At 64.8% G+C, this 24,438-nt stretch carries 24 protein-coding genes; 21 read left to right on the top strand and 3 right to left on the bottom strand.

Annotated elements, in window-relative coordinates:
• Positions 1 to 2: 2 nt before the first annotated feature.
• The 9 genes from AC3A6X_RS19960 (at position 3) to AC3A6X_RS19920 (ending at position 10,179) form a co-directional block, all read left to right on the top strand.
• A complete protein-coding gene (locus AC3A6X_RS19960; RefSeq protein ID WP_487843824.1) occupies positions 3 to 1,289 on the top strand; it encodes a CaiB/BaiF CoA transferase family protein in 1,287 nt (428 codons plus the stop codon).
• A gap of 17 nt (positions 1,290 to 1,306) precedes the next feature.
• On the top strand, positions 1,307 to 2,611 hold the full coding sequence (gene fahA, locus AC3A6X_RS19955; RefSeq protein ID WP_487843823.1) for a fumarylacetoacetase: 1,305 nt from the start codon (positions 1,307 to 1,309) through the stop codon (positions 2,609 to 2,611).
• Positions 2,608 to 3,117 carry a (2Fe-2S)-binding protein gene (locus AC3A6X_RS19950; RefSeq protein WP_487843822.1) on the top strand — a complete coding sequence of 170 codons (510 nt, stop codon included), beginning with the start codon at positions 2,608 to 2,610 and terminating at the stop codon, positions 3,115 to 3,117. The genes fahA and AC3A6X_RS19950 overlap by 4 nt, the downstream gene beginning before the upstream one ends.
• On the top strand, positions 3,009 to 5,495 hold the full coding sequence (locus tag AC3A6X_RS19945; protein WP_487843821.1) for a xanthine dehydrogenase family protein molybdopterin-binding subunit: 2,487 nt from the start codon (positions 3,009 to 3,011) through the stop codon (positions 5,493 to 5,495). The genes AC3A6X_RS19950 and AC3A6X_RS19945 overlap by 109 nt, the downstream gene beginning before the upstream one ends.
• A gap of 4 nt (positions 5,496 to 5,499) precedes the next feature.
• Positions 5,500 to 6,357, top strand: coding sequence for an FAD binding domain-containing protein (locus AC3A6X_RS19940; RefSeq protein WP_487843820.1), 858 nt, complete (start codon positions 5,500 to 5,502; stop codon positions 6,355 to 6,357).
• A 22-nt stretch (positions 6,358 to 6,379) separates the two neighbouring features.
• Entirely contained in the window at positions 6,380 to 6,988 is a 609-nt protein-coding gene (locus tag AC3A6X_RS19935) for a DUF302 domain-containing protein (RefSeq protein ID WP_487843819.1), read from the top strand.
• Positions 6,989 to 7,037: 49 nt separating this feature from the next.
• Entirely contained in the window at positions 7,038 to 8,240 is a 1,203-nt protein-coding gene (locus AC3A6X_RS19930) for an SRPBCC family protein (protein ID WP_487843818.1), read from the top strand.
• 8 nt (positions 8,241 to 8,248) lie between these two features.
• A complete protein-coding gene (locus tag AC3A6X_RS19925; RefSeq protein WP_487843817.1) occupies positions 8,249 to 9,901 on the top strand; it encodes a 3-(methylthio)propionyl-CoA ligase in 1,653 nt (550 codons plus the stop codon).
• A gap of 62 nt (positions 9,902 to 9,963) precedes the next feature.
• Positions 9,964 to 10,179, top strand: coding sequence for an enoyl-CoA hydratase-related protein (locus tag AC3A6X_RS19920; protein WP_487843816.1), 216 nt, complete (start codon positions 9,964 to 9,966; stop codon positions 10,177 to 10,179).
• Between the two features lie 338 nt (positions 10,180 to 10,517).
• Here AC3A6X_RS19920 and AC3A6X_RS19915 read toward each other — a convergent pair whose 3' ends face one another.
• Both AC3A6X_RS19915 and AC3A6X_RS19910 read right to left on the bottom strand, forming a co-directional pair.
• Positions 10,518 to 10,748, bottom strand: coding sequence for a hypothetical protein (locus AC3A6X_RS19915; protein WP_487843815.1), 231 nt, complete (start codon positions 10,746 to 10,748; stop codon positions 10,518 to 10,520).
• Positions 10,749 to 10,808: 60 nt separating this feature from the next.
• Positions 10,809 to 11,993, bottom strand: coding sequence for a thiolase family protein (locus tag AC3A6X_RS19910; RefSeq protein WP_487844078.1), 1,185 nt, complete (start codon positions 11,991 to 11,993; stop codon positions 10,809 to 10,811).
• Between the two features lie 245 nt (positions 11,994 to 12,238).
• Here AC3A6X_RS19910 and AC3A6X_RS19905 point away from each other — a divergent pair, with 245 nt between their 5' ends.
• From AC3A6X_RS19905 to AC3A6X_RS19880, 6 genes are all read left to right on the top strand, one after another.
• The gene (locus tag AC3A6X_RS19905; protein WP_487843814.1) at positions 12,239 to 12,835 is read left to right on the top strand and encodes a TetR/AcrR family transcriptional regulator; all 597 of its coding nucleotides are present in this window, start codon (positions 12,239 to 12,241) and stop codon (positions 12,833 to 12,835) included.
• Positions 12,836 to 12,935: 100 nt separating this feature from the next.
• Positions 12,936 to 13,640 carry an SDR family oxidoreductase gene (locus AC3A6X_RS19900; RefSeq protein WP_487843813.1) on the top strand — a complete coding sequence of 235 codons (705 nt, stop codon included), beginning with the start codon at positions 12,936 to 12,938 and terminating at the stop codon, positions 13,638 to 13,640.
• A 12-nt stretch (positions 13,641 to 13,652) separates the two neighbouring features.
• Positions 13,653 to 14,474 carry an oxidoreductase gene (locus AC3A6X_RS19895; protein ID WP_487843812.1) on the top strand — a complete coding sequence of 274 codons (822 nt, stop codon included), beginning with the start codon at positions 13,653 to 13,655 and terminating at the stop codon, positions 14,472 to 14,474.
• On the top strand, positions 14,471 to 15,457 hold the full coding sequence (acuI, locus tag AC3A6X_RS19890) for an acrylyl-CoA reductase (NADPH) (protein ID WP_487843811.1): 987 nt from the start codon (positions 14,471 to 14,473) through the stop codon (positions 15,455 to 15,457). The genes AC3A6X_RS19895 and acuI overlap by 4 nt, the downstream gene beginning before the upstream one ends.
• Positions 15,458 to 15,487: 30 nt before the next feature.
• The gene (locus AC3A6X_RS19885; RefSeq protein WP_487843810.1) at positions 15,488 to 15,940 is read left to right on the top strand and encodes an MFS transporter; all 453 of its coding nucleotides are present in this window, start codon (positions 15,488 to 15,490) and stop codon (positions 15,938 to 15,940) included.
• Positions 15,941 to 16,446: 506 nt separating this feature from the next.
• A complete protein-coding gene (locus AC3A6X_RS19880; protein WP_487843809.1) occupies positions 16,447 to 17,502 on the top strand; it encodes a lysophospholipase in 1,056 nt (351 codons plus the stop codon).
• 72 nt (positions 17,503 to 17,574) lie between these two features.
• On the opposite strand, the gene AC3A6X_RS19875 is transcribed toward AC3A6X_RS19880, so the two are convergent.
• Positions 17,575 to 18,372 carry a fumarylacetoacetate hydrolase family protein gene (locus tag AC3A6X_RS19875; RefSeq protein ID WP_487843808.1) on the bottom strand — a complete coding sequence of 266 codons (798 nt, stop codon included), beginning with the start codon at positions 18,370 to 18,372 and terminating at the stop codon, positions 17,575 to 17,577.
• A gap of 263 nt (positions 18,373 to 18,635) precedes the next feature.
• On the opposite strand from AC3A6X_RS19875, the gene AC3A6X_RS19870 reads away from it, so the two are divergent.
• From AC3A6X_RS19870 to AC3A6X_RS19845, 6 genes are read left to right on the top strand one after another with little or no spacing between them, the layout of a single operon-like run.
• Positions 18,636 to 19,484 carry a branched-chain amino acid ABC transporter permease gene (locus tag AC3A6X_RS19870; RefSeq protein ID WP_487843807.1) on the top strand — a complete coding sequence of 283 codons (849 nt, stop codon included), beginning with the start codon at positions 18,636 to 18,638 and terminating at the stop codon, positions 19,482 to 19,484.
• Complete coding sequence (locus tag AC3A6X_RS19865; protein WP_487843806.1) at positions 19,475 to 21,238, top strand: branched-chain amino acid ABC transporter ATP-binding protein/permease; 1,764 nt, start codon at positions 19,475 to 19,477, stop codon at positions 21,236 to 21,238. The genes AC3A6X_RS19870 and AC3A6X_RS19865 overlap by 10 nt, the downstream gene beginning before the upstream one ends.
• Positions 21,228 to 21,935 (top strand): ABC transporter ATP-binding protein, encoded by a 708-nt coding sequence (locus tag AC3A6X_RS19860; RefSeq protein WP_487843805.1) that lies wholly within the window; start codon positions 21,228 to 21,230, stop codon positions 21,933 to 21,935. The genes AC3A6X_RS19865 and AC3A6X_RS19860 overlap by 11 nt, the downstream gene beginning before the upstream one ends.
• Positions 21,925 to 22,521, top strand: coding sequence for a cupin domain-containing protein (locus AC3A6X_RS19855; protein ID WP_487843804.1), 597 nt, complete (start codon positions 21,925 to 21,927; stop codon positions 22,519 to 22,521). Before AC3A6X_RS19860 ends, AC3A6X_RS19855 begins: the two co-directional genes overlap by 11 nt.
• Positions 22,514 to 23,842, top strand: a complete 1,329-nt coding sequence (eno, locus tag AC3A6X_RS19850; RefSeq protein ID WP_487843803.1) for a phosphopyruvate hydratase — start codon at positions 22,514 to 22,516, stop codon at positions 23,840 to 23,842. Before AC3A6X_RS19855 ends, eno begins: the two co-directional genes overlap by 8 nt.
• A complete protein-coding gene (locus AC3A6X_RS19845; RefSeq protein ID WP_487843802.1) occupies positions 23,839 to 24,426 on the top strand; it encodes an NADPH-dependent FMN reductase in 588 nt (195 codons plus the stop codon). Before eno ends, AC3A6X_RS19845 begins: the two co-directional genes overlap by 4 nt.
• Positions 24,427 to 24,438: the final 12 nt, after the last annotated feature.

Genomic DNA, 24,438 nt, shown 5'->3' with positions numbered 1-24,438 from the left:
TCATGTCCGGACCACTGCAGGGCCTGAAGGTCGTCGACTTGTCCCGCGTGCTGGCGGGGCCGCTGTGCGCCCGCACCTTGGCCGATCTGGGGGCCGAGGTGGTCAAGGTTGAACCGCCTCGGCCCGATGTCTCGCGCTTTTCCTTTCCCTTTGACGATGGGATGTCCGGCTACTACGCGCAGCAGAACGTCGGCAAACGCAATGTCAGCATCGACCTGAACGTGCCTGGCGCGCGCGAGCTGATCCTCAAGCTGTGTGAAGACGCGGACATCTTCATCGAGAACTTTCGCGCCGGCACGCTCAAGTTCTTCGGCCTCGACTACGAATCGCTGGCGCGCCGCAATCCGCGCCTGATCTACGTGTCGATCTCCGGTTACGGCCAGGGCGGCCCGTGGGCGTCGCGCATGGCGTATGCGCCGACCGTGCAGGCCGAGACGGGCTTTACGCACAATACCCTGCGCCACTATGGCGACAATCTGAAGCGATGGCGGCCGGACCCACTGTCGCACGCGGACGTCTACGCCGGACTGCAGGCCACCATTGGCGTGCTGGCAGCAGTGCGGCGGCGCGAATCGACAGGCCGCGGCCAGTACATCGACGTCGCCATGGCGGCGGTCATGCTGGCAATCAACGAGCGCGCGCACGTTGACCTGGCCGGAGTCGATACTGGCGCCGAACCGGCAGTGCTGGGCGCGACTGATGGTGCATTCTGGGTGGGCCCCGGTGGCGAGCACTTCCTGACACCAGCAAGCCTGGTCAGCAGCCTGACGTTTCCCCAGTACCTGATGGCCATGCGCCGGGTTGAACTTGCCAGCGACCCGCGCTTCGCCACTGCGGCGCTGCGGGCGCAAAACTATGATGCCCTGCACGAGATCGTTCAAACCTGGATGCTGACGTTCCGCGACATGAAGTCGCTGGACGCCCAGCTGGACGAATCCAAGATCGCGATGGGCGAAATCCGCTCCATGAAGGAGCTTGCGGAAACCGAATGGGCGGCCTATTGGGGCGCCGTGCACGAGGTGCCGGACCGTCGCGGCGGCACTTACCGCCTGCACGGCCGTCCGTGGCGGTTCTCGGAGGACTCGTTGGATGCGCCTGGCTTGCCCGCTTTCCGCGGCGAGCACAATGCCGAAGTGTTCGCCGGCCTCGGCATGAGCGCGCAGGAGATCGATGCGATGAAGGCGGCAGGCATGCTGGTCGAGCATCAGTTCGAGAGCCCGGTCGTCCTGGCTGCCTCAACAGCACCAGCGGATGAGGCCAGCACGGCGGACGCCGGCATCGCCGCATAGCAGGCGGCAGCAACGCCATGACCGCGAAAGTCGACGACACGCACGACCTGGGTGCGCAAAGCTGGGTGAGCAGTGCCAACGAGCCCGGCAACGAGTTTCCTATCCAGAATCTTCCGCTAGGGGTCTTTTCCCCGTTGGGAGCATCGGTCGGCAGGCTCGGTGCTGCCATAGGGAATCAGATTCTGGATGTGACTGGGGCGCTGGATTGCGGCCTGCTACCAGGTCTCGGCAGCTTGTCCGCTGCGCTGCGCAGCGACAACCTCAATGCGCTGATGTCGAGTGGCAGGACTGCGAGCCTGGCGTTGCGGCGTGCGGTCTTTAAACTCCTTCACGCCAGCAATCCCGACATCGCGGCTGCCGCCCGCTGCCTGGTGCCGATGGACAGCGCGCGCATGCATCTTCCCGCGCGCATCGGGGACTTCACGGACTTCTTCACCTCGATCCATCATGCCCGCCGCACCGGGGAGCTGTCGCGGCCCGACATGCCCGTGGCGCCGAATTTCAGGCACATGCCGATCGGCTATCACGGCCGAGCGTCCAGCGTGGTCGTGAGTGGGGTGCCGTGCGTACGGCCGCGCGGGCAGGTCGGTGCGGGTCAGGGCTATGTGCCAGCGCGGTGGCTCGACTTCGAACTCGAGGTCGGATGCTTTGTGGGAGGCGGAAACGCCCTGGGCGCCGCGATCTCAATCGACGACGCCGAGAACCACATGTTCGGCTTGTGCCTCGTCAATGACTGGTCGGCGCGCGATATCCAGATCTGGGAGAGTTACCCGCTGGGCCCGTTCTTGGCCAAGAGCTTCATGACGACGGTGTCACCCTGGGTCGTCACGCTGGAGGCGCTCGCGCCATTCCGTGTGGCCGCGCCGACACGTGCCGAAGGTGAGCCGGCACTGCCGGCCGCACTGACGTCGCCAACCCATGCGGCAGTAGGAGGCATCTCGATCTCTCTGCAGGTCCTGTTGCAGACGCCCGTCATGCGAGAAAAGGGCTTGGACCCGGTCGTGCTCTCGCGGCCCCGATTCGAAGACCAATATTGGACGCTGACGCAAATGCTCACACATCAGACGAGCAACGGCTGCAATCTGCAGACAGGAGACTTGTTGTCCAGCGGGACAGTCTCCGGTGCGGATCGCGAGAACAGCGGCTGCCTCGTCGAATTCAATGCCGGAGGGAAGACCCCTCTGCGGCTGCCCTCGGGAGAAACACGCCTCTTCCTGGAAGACGGGGACATCGTGTGGCTGCACGGCATGTGCCACCGAGAAGGTTACCGACCCATCGGGTTCGGCGAGTGCAAGGCGCAAATTTTCAAGGAGATGCAATGACACCGCAAAAAGTGACTGTCGCAGTCAACGGAGCACCCGTGACTGCCGAGGTCGAATCGCGCGAGTTGCTGGTTCATTTTCTGCGGGACCATGCGGGCACGGGAACGCACATCGGTTGCGACACATCCCAATGTGGGGCCTGCACGGTACGGATCGACGGCAAGACGGCTAAGTCCTGCACGGTTCTGGCGGTGCAGGCGCAAGGCCACGACGTCACCACGATCGAGGGCCTGGGCACGCCGAAAGAGCTGACGCCGCTGCAGCAGGCCTTCATGGAAGTGCATGGGCTGCAATGCGGCTTCTGCACGCCCGGCATGATCTTCGCCGGACAGGCGCTGCTGGATCGGGTCCCGAACCCCACCGAAGAGCAAGTGCGTGAAGCGTTGCACGGCAATCTGTGCCGCTGCACCGGGTACCAGAACATCGTCAGTGCGGTCCTGCTGGTGGCCAGCCGCAGCAAACAGGCGGCCGAGAGACCCGCCACGGCAACCGAAGGCCTGTCATGAGTAAGCTGAATGACCTGCCAGCTACCCTGGTCGGGCAATCTGTCACCCGGCGCGAAGATCCGCGCCTGCTGACCGGCCGCGGCCGCTTCACCGACGACATTGCCATTGAAGGCCTGACTTGCGCGATGGTGCTGCGCTCGCCGCACGGTCACGCACTGATCAAGTCAATCGACACGTCGGCGGCATTGGCCATGGAAGGCGTGGTGGGCATCCTGACCTACGACGACCTGCGCGGCAAGGTGGGCGATATCCGGCCCAACTGGGTGGTGGGTGAGGTGCATATTCCGGCTCATCCCCCACTGGCGGATGGGCGAGTGCGCTACGTCGGCGAATCGGTCGCGCTGGTGGTCGCCAATACGCGCCAGCAAGCCGCCGACGCGCTCGAAGCCATCGTCGTCGAATACGAAGTGCAGCCCGCCGTGGTGGACGAGGAACTGGCCGTGCGGGAAGGCGCGCCGCAATTGCATGACAACGTGCCCGGCAACCTTCTCAGCGTCTTCCGCGCCGGCGGCGGCGACTACGAGGCGGCAGCCGAGCAGGCTGACCACCTGGTCCGCGTGCGGCTCGTCAACAACCGGCTGATACCCAGTCCGATCGAGCCTCGGGCCGTGCGCGCGGTCTATGACAAGTCGGACGAAAGGCTGACGTTCTACCTGCCCTCGCAGGTGCCGCATATGTCCAAGCGCTGGCTGGCCGAAACCCTGGGCTGGCCCGAACACAGGATCCATCTTGTCGCGCCCGACATCGGCGGCGGCTTCGGCTGCAAGATGCACTTCTACGCCGAGGAGATCCTCGTTGCATTCGCGGCGAAACACTTCGGGCGGCCGGTCGGTTGGACCGAGACGCGCAGCGAAGCGCACACGGCCACGACCCACGGCCGCGCGCACATCGAGTACGTGGAAGCAGCGGTGAGGAAGGACGGCCGCGTGCTTGGCATCAAGCTGCGTTCGTTCGCCAACCTGGGGGCCTACCTGTCGAACATGGGCACCGGCATCCCGACGATCAACACGGTGTCCTTCGCCTGCGGCAACTACGACATTGCCGCGCTGGATGGGGAAATGCGGCTGGTCACGACGAACACCACGCCGGTGGATGCCTACCGCGGCGCCGGCCGGCCGGAAGCCTCGTACATCATCGAACGCACGATGGACGCCGTCGCGGCCGAACTGGCCATGGACCCGGTCGAACTGCGTCGCATCAACCTGATCCGGTCGCACCAGTTTCCCTATCGGCCTTACGGACACCCGCTCCTCCTGTGGGATACCGGCAATTACGAAGGTTGTCTCGAGGCTGCGGTGAAGCAGATCGGCTACGGCGAATGGCGCCACCGGCAGGCGGATTTGCGGGCGAAGGGTCGCTATATCGGCATTGCCGTCACCTGCTACATGGAATTGGTTGGCATGGGCAGTTCGGCCGTGCTCAAGATGCTCGGCTTCGACCGCGGCGGATGGGAAAGTGCGCTGCTGCGCGTGCATTCCGACGGCAAGGTCACGCTCTTCTCGGGTTCCATGCCGCAGGGACATGGGCACGCGACCAGCTACGCGCAGATCATCGGCGACGTGCTGCAGCTGCCGGTCGGTGATATCGATGTCGTCCAGGGCGATACCGACCGGGTTCCTTTCGGGCACGGGACCTTCAATTCACGCTCTATGGTCGTGGGTGGCACCGCGGCCCACATGGCGGCAGAAAAAGTTCTGGCCAAGGCGCGGCGCATCGCCGCTTGCATGCTCAAGGTGCAGCCGGATGAAGTCAACTATGCGCAGGGAACTTTCAGGGTTGCTGGCCAGCCGGAGCGCAGCGTGGGCTTCGGCCAGGTCGCGCGCATGGCGTACGTGGCCTCTGGACTGCCGGTGGGCATGGCGCCGGGGCTGGAAGAAACCGTGTTCCACCAACCCGAACAGATGGTGACGCCCTTCGGCAGCCACGCCGCCGTGGTGGAGGTGGACATCGAAACGGGTGAGGTGAAGATTCTCGACTACGTCGCCGTGGACGACGTCGGCAACATGATCAACCCGATGCTGTGCCATGGGCAGATGCACGGCGGCATCGCCCAGGGGATCGGCCAGGCGCTGTACGAAGGCGTCGAATACGACGAGACCGGGCAGCTGCTGACCGGTTCACTGCTTGATTACGCCTTGCCCAAGAGCGACCAGGTCCCGGCGATGCGAACCAGCTTCCAGGTGACGCCGACCCCGGTCAATCCCCTGGGCGTCAAGGGAATCGGCGAAGCAGGCTGCGTGGGTGCGCCTACGGTCATCGTCAGCGCCGTTTGCGATGCGCTCAAGAGCTTCGGTATCACCCACATCGACATGCCGTTGACGCCGCCCAAGGTGTGGTGCGCCATCCGCGCCACGCAAGACGCCGAAACGAGGAGCTGAGCAAGTGATACCCAGTGCTTTCGAATACGTACGGCCCGGCAGCCTATCCGAGGCGCTTGACCAGCTCACCCGGTGCGGCGATGGCGCCAAGTTGATGAGCGGGGGGCACTCGCTGCTTCCAATGATGAAGCTGCGCCTCGCCGCTCCGGCCACCCTGATCGATATCGCCGGGCTTGCGGAACTCCGCGGCATCAGCGTCGGCGCCGAAGCGGTCGTGATCGGTGCCGCAACCACCCACGCCGAGCTCGAACACGATGCCGAAGTGGCCAAGGCGTTGCCGCTGATTCCCGCTGTGGCTCACCTGATCGCGGACCCCACCGTCCGCAACCGCGGCACCCTTGGCGGCTCGTTGGCGCACGCCGATCCGTCGGCGGACTGGCCGGCCGCCATGCTGGCGCTCGATGCGACTATGGATGTCTTCGGGCCGCAAGGTTCGCGATCAATTGCGGCAAATGCGTTCTTCAAGGGCCTGTTCGAAACCGATCTGGGGCTAGACGAGGTCCTCGTGCGTGTGCGCATTCCGGTGGTTCCAGGCCGGCGTGTGGCTTACCGCAAATTCCGCCATCCCGCCTCGGGCTATGCCGTTGTCGGCGTGGCCGTCGTGCTGGACGTACAGTCCGGTCGATGCAGCGGCGGGCGGATCTCGGTCACCGGACTTGCCGATCACCCCTTCCGCGCGAACCTGGCTGAAGCCGCCTTGACGGGATATGCCGGTCAGCCCGAGCACACCGAACGCTTGCTCGGCTTGGCTTTCAACGGAATCGACCCCCTGGAAGACCGCTTCGCTGACGCCGACTATCGCACCCAGCTCGCGCGGACGATGCTGCGCCGTGCGCTGGCTGATGCGGTCGCGACTGATTGATCCACAACACGAGGAGACGGCCATGTTTGCAATTCGAGTCAGAACCGCGATCAAGTCGCTGAGATCCGCCCTGCTGGTGCTGGGGATCGGCGCGCTTGTGTCAGGGCACTCTCTTGCCGCCGAAGCCGATAACGATGACCGCGCGAGCGTGCGGCCGTTGACGCTGGAACATATCCGCATCCGTTCGACACGGTCTTTCGACGAAGTGAGGGCCGCGCTTGAATCCCGCATTCGTCCGTTCCGCATCGAGCGGGTGATGCCGTTCGTCCAAAAGGGAGACATGGCCGGTGCGCGCGCCGAACTGGAGCAATTGGCCGCGCCCACGGGACTGTCGATTCTGTACTCGCTGGATCATGGACTTGCCCTCGCCTTGGAGGGAGGCCCGCGGAAAGCCGTGGGTTACGGCATTGGCAATGTCCTGACTGCCGCCTCGATGAACAAACACAACCTGGCCGCGGGTCTCTACGCACCTATCCGAGTGGTCCTGTATGAGGGTGCCGACGGTACCGCAGTGTTCGAATACGACAAACCTTCCTCGATGTTTGGGCTGTACGGTGACGCCAGTATCAACAGCGTGGCGACGAAACTCGACGTCATGCTGAAGGAACTGCTGATGCACGTCAGCAAGTAGAGCTGCGCTGCTCAATCAATCAATCTTTCGGAGTCACTGGGCTGCATGTATGGAACTTGTTGGAGAAAAATTGATACCGGCCCCGATCCAGGCGACCTGGGCGGCGCTGAATGACGCTCAGGTGCTCAAATCCTCCATTGCGGGTTGCGAGTCGTTGGTCCATGTGCAAGAGGACATGCTCGCCGCTCTGGTGGCTCTGAAGATAGGCCCTGTCAAGGCGCGCTTCAAGGGCACGCTGACATTGAGCGACATGAAGCCGCCGCACAGCTATGTAGTGTCCTTCGAAGGACAGGGCGGGATTGCCGGTTTTGGCAAGGGATCGGCAGACGTCTCGCTCACGGAGCAGGGCAATCAGACGCTCCTGCGTTACACGGCCCGTGCGCAGGTGGGCGGCCGCCTGGCCCAGGTCGGATCGCGGCTCATCGATGCTGCCGCGGCGAAGATCACAGAGGACTTCTTCACCGCCTTCGAAACCCGTTTGGCACCGGCAAGCGCCGACGCGATGGATATGGAGCCAATCGTTCTCGGCAAGACCGAAGCGCTGGCCACATCCCGATCGGCCCATGCGCTTGCCCCGGCGGCCATCGCGCAACCCTCGGTGGCAGTGCAGCCGTTGGCGGCTGCGGCGACGGCGGATCGACCCAACGCTTCCGTCGAGGCCCCGGCGCAGGCCCGACCGCGTTCGGCCGTGGCTGCCACGCCGATCCGACTCGTCGGAGAGAGGGTCTTCCCCGCACCGATCTTTGCGACTTTCAATGCACTGAACAACGCCGAAGTGCTCAAGTCCTGCATCTTCGGATGCGAGTCACTGGATCATCTGCGGGCGGACGCACTGGCGTCCGTGCTCGCTTTGGGGATCGGTCCGCTCCGCATGCGCGTCAAGAGCACCATCCAGGTCACCATGCACAGTATCCCGACCCGGTATGAGCTGTCGTTCGTGGGCGAGGGCGGAACCAATGGTTCGGCCAACATCTCGCTGATCGAAGAGGGCAGGCGCACGCGCGTGCGCTACGCGCTGCAGGCCCAGGTCATGGGCCCCTTGGCCAACGCGGGTCCGCGGATGATCGAACGCGTGTCCGCGATGATTGCCAAGAGTTTCTTTTCGGCGTTCGAGGCCCGGTTGTTGCAGGCGTCGGCGGACATGGGGACGGATCGTTCCGCAGCTCAGGGCAGGACCGGGTCGCCCGCAAAAAGGTGGCTCTGGATTCTCTTGGCCACCGGCGCGGCGGCGGCTGTTGCCATGTGGAGGTAGTCGAAGCGATGTCGGACTACCCGAAGAGTCCCCTCATGGGACAGATGATGAGCCAGCCCCTGCTCATCTCCAGCATCATTCAACACGCTGATCGCTATTTCGGCGGCAACGAGATCGTGTCGCGTCGCGTCGAAGGTGACATCCACCGCTATACCTATCGCGATTGCCACAAGCGCGCGCGCCAGATGGCGAACGCCCTCGATGGTCTGGGTGTGAAGACAGGTGACCGCCTCGCCACCCTGGCATGGAACGGATACCGGCATCTGGAGCTGTATTACGCGATTTCCGGTTCTGGCGCGGTGATGCATACCATCAATCCACGCTTGCACCCCGAACAGATCGCGTACATCACCAACCATGCGGAAGACCAGTACGTGTTCTTCGACATCACATTCTTACCGCTGGTTGAGACTTTCGCCGTGCACTGCCCAATGGTCAAGGGCTTCGTGATGATGTGCGACCGCCAGCGCATGCCGGTGCAAAGCAAAATCCAGAACCTGCTGTGCTACGAAGACTTGATCGGCCAGAACTCCGACCAGTACGAATGGCCGCTGTTCGACGAGAACTCCGCATCGAGCCTGTGCTACACCTCAGGGACGACCGGCAATCCGAAAGGCGTCTTGTACTCGCATCGCTCGACTGTGCTGCACTCCTATGCATTGACGATCCCGGATGGATTGAATGTCTCTGCACGCGACGTCGTCATGCCGGTGGTGCCGATGTTCCACGTCAATGCGTGGGGCTTGCCTTATTCGTTGCCGCTGGCCGGCGCCAAGATGGTGCTCCCTGGTGCCGGGCTGGATGGCGAATCGATCTATGAACTCCTCGAGCGGGAAGGCGTCACGTTTTCCGCCGGAGTCCCGACAGTGTGGCTCGGCTTGCTGACCTACGTTGGCGAGAACAATCTCAGATTCTCCACCTTCAACCGGATGGTCATCGGCGGCGCCGCATGTCCACCCGCGATGTTGAAAACCTTCCGTCATCAATACGGCGTTGAAGTCATCCATGGCTGGGGCATGACGGAAACGTCTCCGTTGGGGACGACCTGCACGTTGCAGAGCCGCCACTTGAACCTGCCGGAAGAAGCGAAACTGGCCATTCTCGAAAAGCAGGGGAACGTCATTTTCGGTGTCGACATGAAGATTGTCGGTGACGACGGAAAGGAACTTCCTTGGGATGGCAAGACCTACGGCAACCTGCTGGTGAAGGGTCATTGGATTGTCAGCAGCTACTTCAAGAACGAAGGCGGCGATGTGCAGGAGGATGGCTGGTTCCCGACCGGTGATGTCGCCACGATTTCTCCCGATGGGTACATGCAGATTACCGACCGCAGTAAGGATGTGATCAAGTCCGGCGGCGAATGGATCGGCTCGATCGACCTGGAGAACATCGCGATGGCGCATCCGGCGGTGCAACAGGCGGCTTGCATCGGTGTGTTCCATCCGAAGTGGGACGAACGCCCCCTGCTGATCGTCGTCAAGAAGCCTGGCGCCGAAGTCAGCAATCAAGAACTGATCAACTTCTATGAAGGCAAGATCGCCAAATGGTGGACGCCGGATGACGTCGCCTTTGTGGAGGCGCTGCCGATCGGTGCCACGGGCAAGGTCTTGAAGAACCGCATCCGGGAACAGTTCAAGGGGCATAGGCTGCCGACGGCATGAGTTCGTGTCGGCACGCTGCAGTTCTTGCGGGAACACGATTTTGAGAGGGCGACAATGAGCAAATGCGTGGCAGTCACCATGATGACAGCATCGCCCATCTCAGACTCAATCGGCCGCATAGGATGAATGCGCTGAACACGGCCATGTATTCCGAGTCGCTCGATGCGGGCGAGAGCCTGAGACAGGATGTTTCATTGCGCGCGGCGGTTCTGTCCGGGAACGGCAAGGCGTGTTGGCGCAGGGCTGGACATGCAGTCTTTCGAGCGCAAGGGAGCTGATGGTGTTCGACACCTCGGAGGACGGGGGCACGCGCATGGTGAGTGAGCAAGTCGCGGTGCCTGCACCCGAGCAACCTTTGGCCACCCGTGCGGCGCACTGGGTGAAAAGACGGACAACGAGGTGTGTGATGCCGTAGCGCCACGGTCGGCGCGTATGAGAGAGGCCCTTGGTAGGACAATCGATTTGCTCAGGTTCGGAAACCATGCCCATTCACCCGGGCGCCTCCCACTTTGCCCGACTCGGGCGTTTCTGCGAGCACCTGGCAGTAGATGTCGCAGCCCGAACAGAGCGCGCGCTTATCGGTCATGGTTGGCTCGTCAGGAATTGGGGGATCTGTTCAGGCAAAGTCCACTTCGCGGTGTACTTCAGCCGTGATCTCCGGTGGCGCGTAAAGCCGGCCGACCATCGCGCGGGCAAATAAGTAGCTGCTGCGGGCACGTTCGCTCAGCTCGTCCATGACCACATGACCCGCCGCGTCACACGGGCACGTGAACTCGTTCGTTTCGCCAGCGAGGGAGCGGAATCGCAGCTGGAAAGCTGCCCGGTCGCCGTTTGCCTCGAAGCTCACGAAAGACTCCTCACGATCTAACCTCCTTGGCAAGGCGTTTAGCCATGATGACGCGAATGATCAAACGCGCTCGAGGCACAACGCGATGCCTTGCCCACCGCCGATGCACAGCGACACCACCGCCTTGCTGCCACCCGTTCGCTTCAGCGCGTGGGCGACCTTGGTGATGAGGATCGCGCCGGTGGCGCCGATCGGATGGCCGTGGGCGATCGCTCCGCCATCGATGTTGAAGCGTGATGGGTCGATCTTGAGCTCATCGCGAACCACGATTGCGATGGACGCGAAAGCTTCATTGACCTCGTAGCGATCGACGTCGCCCACCTTCCACCCCGCGCGGTCGAGCGCCTGACGGATAGCCGGCAAAGGCCCCAAGCCGAAGAAGCCCGGCTCGACACCTGCCACCGCAACGCTGCGGATGGCGAGCAACGGCGTTAGGCCGGCTTCACGTGCTACCGAACTTTCACAGACGATCATGGCGGCAGCGCCGCCGTTGATGCCCGGTGCGTTGCCTGCAGTGATCGTGCCGTCGGGGCGGAACGCGGGCTTGAGGCGTGCGAGCGTCTCCATCGTGGTGTCCGGGCGGTTTCCTTCATCCGAAGCGAAAATCGTCGCCCCTTTGTTGCCCTTGATCGTCAACGGCTCGATCTCCTCCTGGAACCATCCCGCCACTTGCGCCGCCGCGAACCGCTGCTGACTTTGCGCCGCAAAAGCGTCTTGGGCTTCGCGCGAGACGCCGTACTTCTGCACTAGGTCCTCCGTGTGCCAGCCGGAATGCTTGCCGGAGAACGCGTCGTTCAATCCGTCGAGCAGCAGGGAATCCATGGCCTCGGCATTTCCCATGCGGGCGCCGAAACGCATGCCGGGCAGAAGGTAGGGCGCGCGGTCCATGTTCTCGACGCCACCGGCGATCACGATGCGCGAAACGCCGGCGAGCACTTCCGCATACGCGGTCGCGACACCTTGGGCGCCGGAGCCGCAGACGCGGTTCACGGTCATGGCGGGTACGTTCACTGGCAAGCCCCCGTGGATTGCCGCCTGCCGGGCCACGTTCATGCCATTGCCGGCTTGCACGACGTTGCCCATCACGACGGAATCCACCAGGGCCGGGTCGAGCCCGGAACGGCGCAACGTGGCAGCGATGGCATGTGCGCCCAGTGCGGCTGTAGGCGTTGTCTTGAGCGATCCACCGAAACTGGCGATGGCGCTGCGCACGGGGGAACTGATGACGATGTCTTTGCTCATGATGCTTGTCCTTGGATGCTTTCAGAGTGGAATTGCGGGGCGCGCTTGTCAATGAAGGCTTGAACGCTGCTGTCCAGTTGCGTCGCGGCTCTTTCCAAACGCCGGCGGATTATCTAACGATCGTTTACTAAATAAAGAGTATGCCGTCGCGGCCCCCGTGTCAAGGCGCTGAGCGACTTCTACTATCGGTCGCCAGGGCGTGTGGCCGATGATATGATGCGCATCATATTTTACGCTAGAATCCGTCCGTGAGCACGACCCGCCAACCCGGCCGCAAGGAGTTGAGCCATCAACGCATCGTTGAAGCCGCGGCGCGGGCGATCCGGCGCGAGGGCTTCGCCGGTGTCGGTGTCGCCGACATCATGAAAGAGGCCGGGCTGACGCATGGTGGCTTCTACGCGCACTTTCCGTCGCGCGATGCGTTGCTGGTCGAGGCGATCGAGAGCGCAGGGCTCGAGAACGCCAAGAACGTTCTCAGCAGCGCCCAGGACGCGCGACTGCGAGGCATCAGCGCCTTTCACAAACTGGTCGTGGGCTATCTGTCCGAGGCCCACTTGAAGAGCGCCGAAATTGGCTGTGCCGTCGCCGCGCTCGCGTCCGAGATGCCGCGCCAATCGACGGCAGTGCAAAAGGCCGCCGCGCAGAGTGTCCGAAGGATGCTGGATGCTGTGCAGCAGGCATTGCCGCCAGGCGTCGAGCCGGAAGCGGCCGCCTCGATCGCGAGCCAGATGGTGGGCGCCTTGCAGATGGCGCGCGCCCTTGGCGCCAATGCCGAAGGCAAGTCGCTGCTAGCCGCGGTGCGCCGGCAGCTGCTTGCCGAGTACGACACCCGCCGGCACCACTGACCCATGTTAGTTCGGCCCGTCCGGACTTTTCCATTCAGTCCAATATGATGATGATCATATCAACTCGTTGATCTCTATCCCATCAGCAGGAAACCTCACCATGAAACTCGACAACGCCATCGTCTTCATCACTGGCGCCAACCGTGGCATCGGGCTGGCCTTCGCACGCGAGGCGCTGGCCCGCGGCGCGCGCAAGGTCTACGCCGGCGCCCGAAACCCGGCGAGCGTCAAACTGGCCGGCGTTGAGCCCATCCAACTCGATGTGACCAACCCTGCCGAGGTTGACGCTGCCGCGGCGCGTTGCGGCGACGTCACGCTGCTGATCAACAATGCGGGCATCGCGAACTTCGGCGGATTTCTCGCAGACGGAAGTGAAGAATCGGCGCGCGCCCAGCTTGAAACCAATTTCTTCGGTCCGTTGCGCCTGAGCAAGGCATTCGCGCCGGTGCTGGCGGCGAATGGCGGTGGCGCGATCCTGAACGTGCTCTCCATCGCGAGCTGGATCAACCGCCCGGCGCTGGGCACCTACGGCGCCAGCAAGTCGGCAGCTTGGGGCCTCACCAACAGCCTGCGCCACGAACTGCGCGCCCAAAAGACGCAAGTAGTCGGCATGCACGTCGCCTTCGTCGACACCGATATGACAACCGCGATCGACATGCCCAAGTCCTCGCCCGACGTGGTCGTGCGCCACGTCCTGGACGCAATCGAAGCAGGCGCCGAGGAAGTGCTGGCCGACGAGCGGACACGCCAGGTCAAGCAAGGGCTCTCGGCCGAGCCGGGCATTTATCTCGTGACGCCCGCCTGAGAGACGCCGATAATGAAAGACAAGGTCGCACTCGTCACCGGTGCGTCGTCCGGCATCGGCCAAGCTACTGCCCAGCGGCTCGCCCACGCGGGCTACAAGGTCTATGGCACCAGCAGGCGGGGCGGCCAGGCGGGCAGCCAACCGTTCGCGATGCTGGCGCTGGACGTCACCAGCGATGAATCGGTGGAAGCCGCCGTGCAGGAACTGATTCACACTGAAGGCCGCATCGACCTGCTCGTGAACAACGCCGGTTTCGGTGTTGCCCCTGCTGCCGCGGAAGAGAGCTCGATGGAGCAGGCCCGCTCGATCTTTGACACCAACTTCTTCGGCATCGTCCGGATGACGCGTGCCGTCGTGCCGCACATGCGCAAGCAGGGCGCAGGCCGCATCATCAACATCGGTTCGGTGCTGGGTTTCCTGCCGATGCCCTATGGGGCCCTGTATGCCGCGACCAAGCACGCGGTCGAGGGCTACTCGGAGTCGCTCGACCATGAACTGCGCACCCGGGGCATTCGGGTTTCGGTCATCGAGCCCGCCTATACCAAGACGCGGTTCGACGCGAATTTCGCGGAGCCGGACGCCAAGCTCGATGAATATCGCGAAGTGCGAGCGGCTCTGGGCAAAACCTTGAACGAGGTGATGGCGGCAGCCGACGAGCCGGCCGTGGTGGCAGACGCGGTCCTGAAAGCGGCAGCCGCTTCTCACCCGAAGGTGCGCTACACCCCCGGGGGCCTTGCCAGCCGCCTGCGCGTCCTGCGCAGGTTCGCTCCGTCCGGGCTGCTGGACTCGGGAATCCGAAAAGATTTGAAACTCGACTTGAAGGCTGCATCATGACGTTCAAAGCACTACTCGCCACCCAAGACGGCAACACGGTTTCGACCCGCGTGGTCGACTTGAGTGAGCAAGACCTCATGCCTGGGGACGTGTCGATCGCCGTCGACTATTCGACCGTCAACTACAAGGACGCGCTGGCGATCAGCGGCCGTGCTGACGTCATCAAGACGTTCCCACTGATCCCGGGCATCGACCTGGCGGGTACGGTCGAGGCATCGTCGTATCCCGGTATCGCAGTCGGGGACCGGGTGGTCGTCAACAGCTGGGGGTTGAGCCAGACGCACCACGGCGGCTATGCGCAGAGGGCGCGCGTCAAGGGCGAGTGGGTAATCAAGCTCCCGGACGTATTCTCGACCTGGGATGCGATGGCCATCGGCACAGCCGGGTATACGGCGATGCTATCGGTCCTCGCGTTGGAACATGGCGGGGTGACACCCGACCGTGGCGACATCATCGTCACTGGCGCGAATGGCGGCGTCGGCTCGATCGCGATCGCGCTTTTGTCGGACCTCGGCTATCGCGTCATCGCGTCCACGGGACGGCTGCAGGAAAGCCAGTACCTTCGCGATCTCGGCGCGGCCGAGATCCTCGATCGCAAGACCCTCTCGGAAGCAGGCGCGCCCATCGCGAGGGAAAGATGGGCCGGCGCCGTGGATTCCGTGGGCAGCTACACCTTGGCCAACGTGCTGGCGCAAACGAAATATCGCGGCGTGGTGACGGCGTGCGGCTTGGCTCAAGGGCTAGATCTTCCGGCATCGGTGCTGCCCTTCATCCTGCGCAACGTGACCCTCGCCGGCATTGACTCGGTCAATGCCCCGCAGCACGTTCGCGTCGAGGCATGGTCGCGACTCGCCCGCGACCTGGACCTCGCCAAGCTCGCCCGCACGACCCAGGTCATCGGCCTGGCCGATGTGCCCGCCATCGTCGGGCGGATCTTCGAGGGACAGGTTCGCGGCCGCACCGTCGTCGACGTCAACGCGTAAGGGGTTGAGCAGGGGCATCGGCCACTTTGTGTGCATGACTTGGCCGAGCACCTACGGGCTAGTCTTGAAGAGGCCGAGGCTGGGACCCCGGCACAGGAAATTGGGGCGTGGCCTGCCATCCTGCTGGTGCTTCTGCGCTGCATCCAAGGCCTTGCCATGGGCGGCGAGTGGGCCGGTGCGACCGTCGTGACGGCGGAGTTGGCACCGGTACGTCGGCGCGGGTACTACGGCATGTACCCACAGCTCGGACCAGCGCTTGGATTCTTACTTTCCAGTGCGACTTTCTTGCTCACGACTCTCACGATGAGCGACGCTGCGTTCCTCTCGTGGGGATGGCGGGTTCGCTTCCTTGCGAGCGCCGTACTGATCGTCGTCGGCTTCGTTGCGCGAATGGCACTTGAAGAACCGAAGAGTTTCAGAAGAACGTTCGAAGCACGAACCAATCGGTGCGGACTGGCCACGAACAGCCGCGGCTTGCGATAGCGGTCGGTTCCCGGCACGCGCGTGGGCGCGCCTTCGCCGTAGATGCTATGTGGGGACTACCCGAGCGAGACCCATTTGGCTAGAACCGAATTTCCTCAACCTCGGTAGCAAGGAGATGAAAATGTCGACAATCCAAGCGGTCCCACGACGGGCGAATACTGCGGTCCTGGACGAGTTGTATATGAGCTTCGAGCTCGGCGACAAAACGTGGAAGGTCTCATGGTCAAGAACAGGCTTGTGACACGCGACCTGCCGTTCGAGGTGGAGAAGCTCCTCTACAAGTTGGTCTGGCATGAGCGGCTGCATGCTCACCCTGCGCATCAAGGTTCCGCTCGCTCGTGGCGGAGGTCTGTGGCGCAGCCGTGAGCGATCGTTGACCACACCCTGGCCGGTGCGCACGGCTCGTCAATGAGCGGAGCCAATGAGTTCATTGGCTTTCCTCGTTGGACGCGCCCCACCCGAGGACCTCTAATGCGTGCGTCACCAGAACACAACGGAGACGCTTCATGCTTCACATGGACGGAAAGATCGCCGCCGCAGTTTGCGCGCTCGTGCTCGGATGCGGGTGCATCGGGGCTGCCGCTGCCGCCTCGATCGGCGGCCCCCTGAATCTGGCCGACGAAGGCATGTTCTTCGTCAACGGGAAGCCCGCCACCTCGAAGCATCCGGGCGTCTCGCCGGCCGGCCCGGTCAAGCCGGGAACGGTGACGGTCAACCAGATGTACGTGCACTACCGCATTCCCGCCAACAGGACCAGCGCCATCCCCATCGTGCTGGTGCATGGCGGCGGGTTGACCGGCATGAGCTACGAGACCACGCCCGACGGACGAGAGGGCTGGGCCACCTACCTTGCGCGCAAGGGGCATGCCGTCTACGTGGTCGACACGCCCGGGCGCGGACGCTCCGGCTTCGATGCGACAGCCATCAACGCAGCCAAGGCCGGAGAGAGCGTCGCCGGATTGCCCGCCAGCGTGTTGATGGTCACGGCCGAACTCGCCTGGCCTCTCTTTCGCTTCGGGCCTTCTCACGGTACCGCGTTCCCCGACACGCAGTTTCCCGTCGAAGCATTCCCGAAATTCGCTTCACAGGGCGTGCCCTTCGCCGAGGCCATGCTCGACGGCGGCGGCATGGGCACGGCCCCGCAGGCGCTCGCGGCCCTGCTGGACGACATCGGGCCCGCGATCGTCGTCGTGCACTCGCTGGCGGGGCCCTTTGCCGATGCCCTGGTCGGCCTGCGTCCCGCGCTGGTCAAGGCTGTCGTCAACATCGAAGGCGCGCAGTCGGTCGCGCCCACCGACGCACAGATCGCGGCCTATCGGGATGTCCCCGTGCTGGAACTGTTCGGGGACCATCTGGACGCGCCCGTGTTCACGGGCCGGCCCCGCTACGAGGCGCGCAAGGCCGTGGTCGAGCGGATCAACCGCGTCGACGGGGGCAGGGCGTCCCTGGTGCGTCTTCCCGATGTGGGCCTCAAGGGCAACTCGCACATGATGATGCAGGACAGGAACAACCTGGAAGTGGCGGACTTCATCCTGCGCTGGATCGCGGACCAGCTGCGCTGAGTCATCCCTGGCAGCGGGGCAATGGCGATGAAGAGGCCGACCCGCTTTCCGGCCGGCCCCGGGACCGACCGCTCACGATCCGCTTGTCGCGCTGCTGCGATCCTCGGCCACAACATCGTTGCGCAGGATGCCGATGCCCTCGATCTCGACTTCGATGGTGTCGCCCACCTCGATCGGGCCGACGCCCGCGGGAGTGCCGGTCATGATCATGTCGCCAGGCAGCAGGGTCATGTAGCGGCTGAGATAGGAAATGATGGCTGGCACCGAGAAGAGGAGGTCCGAGGTCGTGCCGTCCTGGCGCACTGTGCCGTTGACCCGCGTGACGATCCTGAGCCTGGCAGGGTCCAATCCGGTGGCGATCAGCGGTCCCATCGGCGCGAAGGTGTCGTAGCCCTTGCCCGCCAGCAGACAGCCGAACTCGCTTTCGCGGCGCTGCAGCACCCGGTCGCTCACGTCGTTGCCGCAGGTGTAGCCGAACACGTGGTTGAGCGCGTTCGCCTCGGACACATGGCGCGCCTGCGTGCCGATGACGACGGTGAGCTCGCCCTCGAAATGGATGTTCTGTCCATCGTCGGGATAGACGATCGACTCCTGCGGACCGATGACGCTCGTGCTCGGCTTCATGAACAGCACCGGCAATTGCGGGACCGCCTTCCCGACCTCCTTGGAATGCGCGACGTAGTTGTAGCCGAGCCCGAACACGCGGGGCCGCTCGATGGGTGCGAGAAGGCGCACGGCTGCGAGCGCATCGATGGCGCCGCTGCGCTTCAGGCCGTCGAGCGGCGAGCCCTCCAATCGAACGATCGACGCCTCGTTCTCGACGATTCCATAGTGGACGCAGTCGTCCAACGCGTACCTGGCGATGTGCATGGGGAGCTCCGTTTTGTTCCGTTGGGATGGTGAGTTGATGCGAACGTTAGCCCTCAAGTCATCCCCTGTCAACAAAGATGCCGCCTACTGTAGATTCTAAAAAAGTCGTTGACAAGGTGAGCATGCGTTTGCAGAATCAATGCCAACGTTAGCACAACAAGGAGACATCGACTCATGACCAAACTTGGACAACACCCTCTGTGGCGCATCGCTGCGTGCGCCGCATCACCCGGGCGGGGCCCCGAGCCGGACGCGCGCGCATCATGAGCATGACGCTGCTCGCTCAATCGGCCATCGGCGGCTTGTTGCTCGGTGGCATCTACGGGTTGCTGGCACTCGGGCTCAGCCTGAGCTGGGGCTTGCTGCGCCTGGTGAACCTGAGCCATTTCGCCTTGGCCTTCCTGGGTGCCTATCTCACCTACCAGCTGGGCACCCAGTTCGGCATCGCGCCGTGGTTCTCGGCGCTCGTGGTGATGCCCGCGTTCTTCTTGGCCGGCCTGGCCTTGCACGCGCTCTTCGTGCGTTTCAAGGTCGACGAGTTCGCGTCGATGCTGGTCACGTTCGGGATCACCATCCTGATCGAGTCGATGATCCAGTGGTTCTGGTCCGCCGACTATCGCAAGTTCGAGTCCGGCTACGCCCAGGAGTCGCTGCGGATCGGGCCCGTGTTCGTGCCGGTGCTGGAACTCGCCGCCTTCGCTTGCGCGGCGCTTCTTGCGATCGCCGCGTGGGCGGGGCTGAACCGGACCTTGCTCGGCAAGGCGCTGCGCGCAGCCGCCCACGACGGCGCCATCGCGGCCGCCTTCGGCATCAATGCCACCCGCCTGTCGTACCTCCTGGCCGGCCTGTGCGCCGCCTTGGCCGGCGTCGCCGGCGTGTTCATCGCGCTGACCTCGACGCTCGCGCCCTCGCAGATCGAGGCCTGGATCGGCGTCGTCTTCGCGGTCGTGATCATCGGCGGGCTCGCCAGGCCGCTCGGCGCGCTGGCCGCCGGCGTGCTGATCGGCGTTTCCGAGTCGGTCACCATGGCGGCGGTCAATCCCGCCTGGGCGCCCCTGGTCGCTTTCTCGATCCTGATCGTCCTTCTTCTGTGGAAGCCCAGATGGCTCTGACACTACAACGTGCCCGCGCAGCGACCGTGGCGGCGGTGGCCGGGCTGATCGCGCTCCCTTACGCAGGCGTCGCCGACTTCTACCTGTCGTACCTCTATGTTGTCTTCTTCTGGATTGCGCTGGCCACCAGCTGGGGCATCCTGAGCGGCTATTCGGGCTACTGGAGCTTCGGCCACGCAGCCTTCTTCGGTGCCGGCGTCTATACGGCGGCCACGCTGGCCGGCAAGTGGGGCGTGCCCTTTCTGCTGACCGTGCCCGCAGCGGCGGCGATCGCGGCAGCGCTGGCGCTCGGCATCGGCCTCGTCGTGTTCCGCATCAAGAGCCTGCGGGCCGAGTTCTTCGCGCTGCTGACGCTCTCGGTGACCTATGTGCTGGCGGCCATCATCTCCAACACGCCGCTCGACGGCGGTGGCGGCGTGTACCTGAGCAACGTCTCCATCCCGCAGTTCGGCACGACGGTGCCCGGTGCCATCTACCTGCTGGGACTCGCGCTCGCGCTCGCCGCGCTCGCCGTGTCGCGCCGCATCCTCCGTTCGCGCCTGGGGGCAGGCCTGCTGGCCATCCACGACGACGAGGATGTGGCGGAGGTCAAGGGCGTTCCGACCCTGCACTACAAGCTCGTCGCCTTCGCCATCTCCTCGGCGATCGCCGGCGCGGCGGGCGCGATCCAGGCGGCCTACCTGGGCTACGTGACCGTGGGGGAGACCTTCTCCATCACCGTGCCGCTGTACGTCGTGCTCATGAGCATCCTCGGCGGTGCCCGCCACTGGGCGGGGCCGGCCATCGGCGCCACCCTCATTACCGTTGCCTTGAGCCTCTTCGTCGGTGGCGGCCATGCCGAGATCGGCCGTGCCGGCGTTGCGCTCGCACTGGTGGTCGTGATCCTGGTCCTGCCGCAGGGGATCGCTCCCAGCCTGCTCGCGCGATGGGGCCGCCGCAAGGATACTGCGGCTGCGGCTGCGCAAGAGCCGGCCAAGGTGGTGGTCATGAAACCGCCCGCCGTCCACGGCTCGACCGGACGGCCGTTGCTGGTCTGCCGCGGCGTCGCGAAGTCCTTCGGCGGCATCCGGGCCTTGCAGGGCGTCCATCTGCAGGTGGACGAGGGCGAGATCCTGGCGCTCGTCGGGCCGAACGGCTCGGGCAAGTCGACGCTGATCAACATGATCAGCGGGCACTTCTCGCTCACCTCGGGCTCCATCGAGCTGGCGGGCGCGCGCGTCGACGGGCTGGCGCCCCATGAGATCGCGCGCCGCGGCATCGCGCGCACCTACCAGATCCCGCGCCTCTTCGACCACCTGACGGTGCTGGAGAACGTGCGGCTGTGCGCCTTCTTCGGCGGGGCGCACGAGACGGCGGGGGAGGGCGATGCCGAAGCGCTGGCCCGCCGCTGGCTCGCATTCACCGGCCTGGAGGCCAAGGCGGATGTCTTGCCGCCCGCGCTCAATCTGCATGAACGCAAGTTCGTCGAGTTCGCGCGCGCATTGGCAGCCCGGCCGCGCCTGCTGCTGCTCGACGAGGTGCTGTGCGGATTGACCCCGACCGAGGTCGACCAGGCCATCGCGATGATCCGCAAGATCAGGGCGGGCGGCACAACCATCGTCTTCGTCGAGCACCTGATGCGCGCCGTGGTGGCACTCGCCGATCGCATCGCGGTGCTCGACCAGGGCGCGCTGCTCGCCCTCGGACTCCCGCGCGAAACGATGCGGGACCCCCGCGTCGTGGGCGCCTACCTGGGGACCGCCCATGCTGCTTGAAATACGAAACCTCCACGTCTCCTACGGGGATGCGCCGGCGCTCTGGGATGCGGCGCTGGAAGTCGCCGCGGGCCAGGTCGTGGCCGTGGTCGGCCCGAACGGCGCCGGCAAGAGCACGCTGATCAACACCATCGCCGGCATCCTGCGCGCGCGGCAGGGCGAGATCCGGCTCGACGGCCAGGACATCGCGAAGATCCCGGGCCATCGCGTGTGCGAGCACGGCATCGCCATCGTCCCGGAAGGCCGGCGCCTGTTCACCCACATGAGCGTTCTCGAGAATCTCGAGCTCGGCAGCTACCGCGCCGAGGCGCGTGCCTCGGGCGAGGGCTCGCTGGAGAAGGTGTTCTCGCTCTTCCCGATCCTCAAGGAACGGCGCCATCAGATCGCGGGTTCGATGTCCGGTGGGCAGCAGCAGATGGTCGCGATCGGCCGCGCGCTGATGGCGCGTCCCCGGCTGCTGCTGATGGACGAACCTTCGCTCGGCCTCTCGCCGGCCGTGGTCGACGACATGTTCCGGATCATCCGAACGATCAACGAGCGCGGCGTGGCCGTGCTGCTGGTCGAGCAGAACATCCACAAGGCGCTCGAGATGGCGCACCACGCCTATGTCATCGAGCAGGGCCGGATCGTGACCTCGGGCAAACCGGACACGCTGCTCGGCAACCCCCGCATCCGGGAGGCCTATCTTGGCGTCTGATCTCCAGTCTCGCGAAGACGAGCTGCTCGTTATCCGTCGCGTCGTCGCCGGCCATGACCCGGCAGGCGCGTCGGCGGTGGTGCTTGACACGGCCGTTCCGCGTTCCGACGCCTTCCGCCACATACCGGGCATGGTGTCCCGGCTCGTGTGGGCGAGTGCGCCGGTGCCCGGCTTGCCCTTCGACGGCGTGGACCCGACGCTGGCCGTTGCCGACCTCGTGCCGGCACCCGGCGCGACGCGATTCCTGATCGTCACCTTCCCGCCGGACAGCGTGTTCTCCGCGCCGGACTTCGATCCCGCTGCTGCTGCCGCAGAGAACCTCGCCATCAGCCCGGGGCTGGCGGAGCGCTTCGAGCCCGATGGCATGCACACCACCGACACCGTGGACTACGGCATCGTGCTCGACGGCGAGATCTGGCTCGAGCTCGACGAGGGGCGCTCGGCGCATCTGCGCCGCCATGACGTGGTGGTGCAGAACGGCACCCGCCACGCGTGGCGCAACAAGAGCGAGCGCCCGGCGACGCTGGCCTTCGTATTGATTGGCGCCCATCGCCAGGCCTTTGACAGAAAGAAGATTCATGACTGATACGACGATCGCGCGCCTGCACGGCCGGCGCGTGTGGGATTCGCGAGGACGCCCCACGGTGGAGGCGGAGGTCGCCCTGGCATGCGGCACCGTGGCGCGGGCCATTGCGCCGGCGGGTGCATCCACTGGCAGCCGCGAGGCGCTCGATTTGCGCGACGGCGGGCTGCGCTTCGGTGGCCAGGACGTGACGAAGGCGCTCGCCTCGGTCCGCGAGATCGCGTCGGCGCTGGTCGGACTCGACGCCTGCGATCAGGCCGGCATCGACGCTCGCATGGTCACGCTCGACGGCACCCCCGACCGCAGCCGGCTCGGCGGCAATGCGATCGTGGCCACGTCGATGGCGGTGCTGCAGGCCGCGGCCGCCGCGATGGAGCTGCCGCTGTGGCGCTATCTGGCCGGCGAGCGGCCGGTGCGCATGCCCTTGCCCGAGGTGCAGATCTTCGGCGGCGGTGCGCACGCGGCACGGCGTGTCGACGTGCAGGACTTCATGGTGATGTGTCCGGCTGCCGGCAGTTTTGGCGAGGCGCTCGAATGGACGGCCGAGATCTACCGCGCCGCCGGCGCTCTGATGAAGAAGCATGGCAAGCTCCAGGGCGTTGCCGACGAGGGCGGCTACTGGCCCGCCTTCGACAGCAACGAGCAGGCGCTGGACCTTCTCGTGCAGGCCATCGCCGATGCCGGGCTGCGGCCGGGCACGCAGGTCGGCATCTCGCTCGACATCGCCGCGTCCGAGTTCGGCAGCAACGGGCGCTACGTGCTGGCGCTGGACGGCCGCCGCCTCGATACGGGCGGCATGATCGACATGCTCGGCGGCTGGCTGAACGCGTACCCGATCCTGTCGATCGAGGACCCGCTCGCCGAGGACGACCCGGCGGGCTTCCAGCGCTTCACCGAAGCCTATGGCGAACGCTGCCAAGTCATCGGCGACGACTTCCTGGTGACGAACGCCGGGCGGGTGCTGGCCTCTGCCCGTGAGCGGTGCACGAACGCCGTGCTGATCAAGCCCAACCAGGCCGGGACCATCACCGAGGCGCACGCGGCGCTGACCGTCGGCCGGCAGGCGGGCTTCGGGACCATCGTCTCGGCGCGCTCCGGCGAATCCGAGGACACGACGATCGCGCATCTCGCGGTCGGCTGGGACGCGGGCCAGTTCAAGGTCGGGTCGTTCTCGCGCTCCGAGCGCATGGCCAAGTGGAACGAAGTCCTGCGCATCGAGGAATCGCTGGGCCGCGACGCCGTGTTCAGCGGCTGGTCGGCCTTGCCGTTCAAGACTCCTTCCATCCGCGTGGCAGAAGCCGCTTCAACAGGCAATTCGCAATGAACACGATCCGGCTGGCAGGCATTTCGGGAAGCCTGCGACAGAACTCCAGCAACACCGCCATCCTGCGCACGCTCCAGGCGTCGCTGCCCTCGGGCGTGGAAATGACGCTGCTGCCGCTCGATGGCATTCCTCTTTACAACCAGGACCTCGATGGGGCCGGCCTGCCCGATGCCGTGCGCCAGTTCAAGGCGGCGGTCGATTCGAGCGATGGCGTGGTGATGTGCTCCCCGGAGTACAACTTCGGCATGCCGGGCGTCTTGAAGAACGCGATCGATTGGGCATCGCGGCCGGCATTCGCGTCCCCGCTGAAAGGCAAGCCGGTGCTGGTGATGACCAGCTCACCGGCATTCACCGGCGGCGTGCGCGCACAAGCCCAGCTGCGCGAGACGCTGGGCGGCACTTTGTCGCGCGTCATCGCGAGGCCGCAGGTCGTCATCGGCGGAGTCAACGGAAAGATCGAGGACGGCCGACTGACGGATGCCGCGAGCCTGAACTTCGCGCTCGAGGCGATTCACGACCTGATCGTGGAGATCGGCCTGCTTCGTATCGCACGAACGCCTGCCATTCAGCCAGCCGAAGGCTGAGCCACCAATCCA

The sequence above is a fragment of the Variovorax sp. Soil_C_12 genome (assembly GCF_057657375.1).
Note: the sequence above shows the minus strand (reverse complement) of the source record. Positions and strands in the feature narration are given on the sequence as shown.

Coding starts and splice junctions, on each gene's coding strand:
- fahA (WP_487843823.1), top strand. CDS start 1,307: ATGACCGCGAAAGTCGACGACACGCACGACCTGGGTGCGCAAAGCTGG.
- AC3A6X_RS19860 (WP_487843805.1), top strand. CDS start 21,228: ATGCTGCTTGAAATACGAAACCTCCACGTCTCCTACGGGGATGCGCCG.
- AC3A6X_RS19950 (WP_487843822.1), top strand. CDS start 2,608: ATGACACCGCAAAAAGTGACTGTCGCAGTCAACGGAGCACCCGTGACT.
- AC3A6X_RS19935 (WP_487843819.1), top strand. CDS start 6,380: ATGTTTGCAATTCGAGTCAGAACCGCGATCAAGTCGCTGAGATCCGCC.
- AC3A6X_RS19960 (WP_487843824.1), top strand. CDS start 3: ATGTCCGGACCACTGCAGGGCCTGAAGGTCGTCGACTTGTCCCGCGTG.
- AC3A6X_RS19920 (WP_487843816.1), top strand. CDS start 9,964: ATGCGTGGCAGTCACCATGATGACAGCATCGCCCATCTCAGACTCAAT.
- AC3A6X_RS19865 (WP_487843806.1), top strand. CDS start 19,475: ATGGCTCTGACACTACAACGTGCCCGCGCAGCGACCGTGGCGGCGGTG.
- AC3A6X_RS19900 (WP_487843813.1), top strand. CDS start 12,936: ATGAAACTCGACAACGCCATCGTCTTCATCACTGGCGCCAACCGTGGC.
- eno (WP_487843803.1), top strand. CDS start 22,514: ATGACTGATACGACGATCGCGCGCCTGCACGGCCGGCGCGTGTGGGAT.
- AC3A6X_RS19895 (WP_487843812.1), top strand. CDS start 13,653: ATGAAAGACAAGGTCGCACTCGTCACCGGTGCGTCGTCCGGCATCGGC.
- AC3A6X_RS19845 (WP_487843802.1), top strand. CDS start 23,839: ATGAACACGATCCGGCTGGCAGGCATTTCGGGAAGCCTGCGACAGAAC.
- AC3A6X_RS19870 (WP_487843807.1), top strand. CDS start 18,636: ATGAGCATGACGCTGCTCGCTCAATCGGCCATCGGCGGCTTGTTGCTC.
- AC3A6X_RS19930 (WP_487843818.1), top strand. CDS start 7,038: ATGGAACTTGTTGGAGAAAAATTGATACCGGCCCCGATCCAGGCGACC.
- AC3A6X_RS19875 (WP_487843808.1), bottom strand. CDS start 18,372: ATGCACATCGCCAGGTACGCGTTGGACGACTGCGTCCACTATGGAATC.
- AC3A6X_RS19880 (WP_487843809.1), top strand. CDS start 16,447: ATGCTTCACATGGACGGAAAGATCGCCGCCGCAGTTTGCGCGCTCGTG.
- AC3A6X_RS19925 (WP_487843817.1), top strand. CDS start 8,249: ATGTCGGACTACCCGAAGAGTCCCCTCATGGGACAGATGATGAGCCAG.
- acuI (WP_487843811.1), top strand. CDS start 14,471: ATGACGTTCAAAGCACTACTCGCCACCCAAGACGGCAACACGGTTTCG.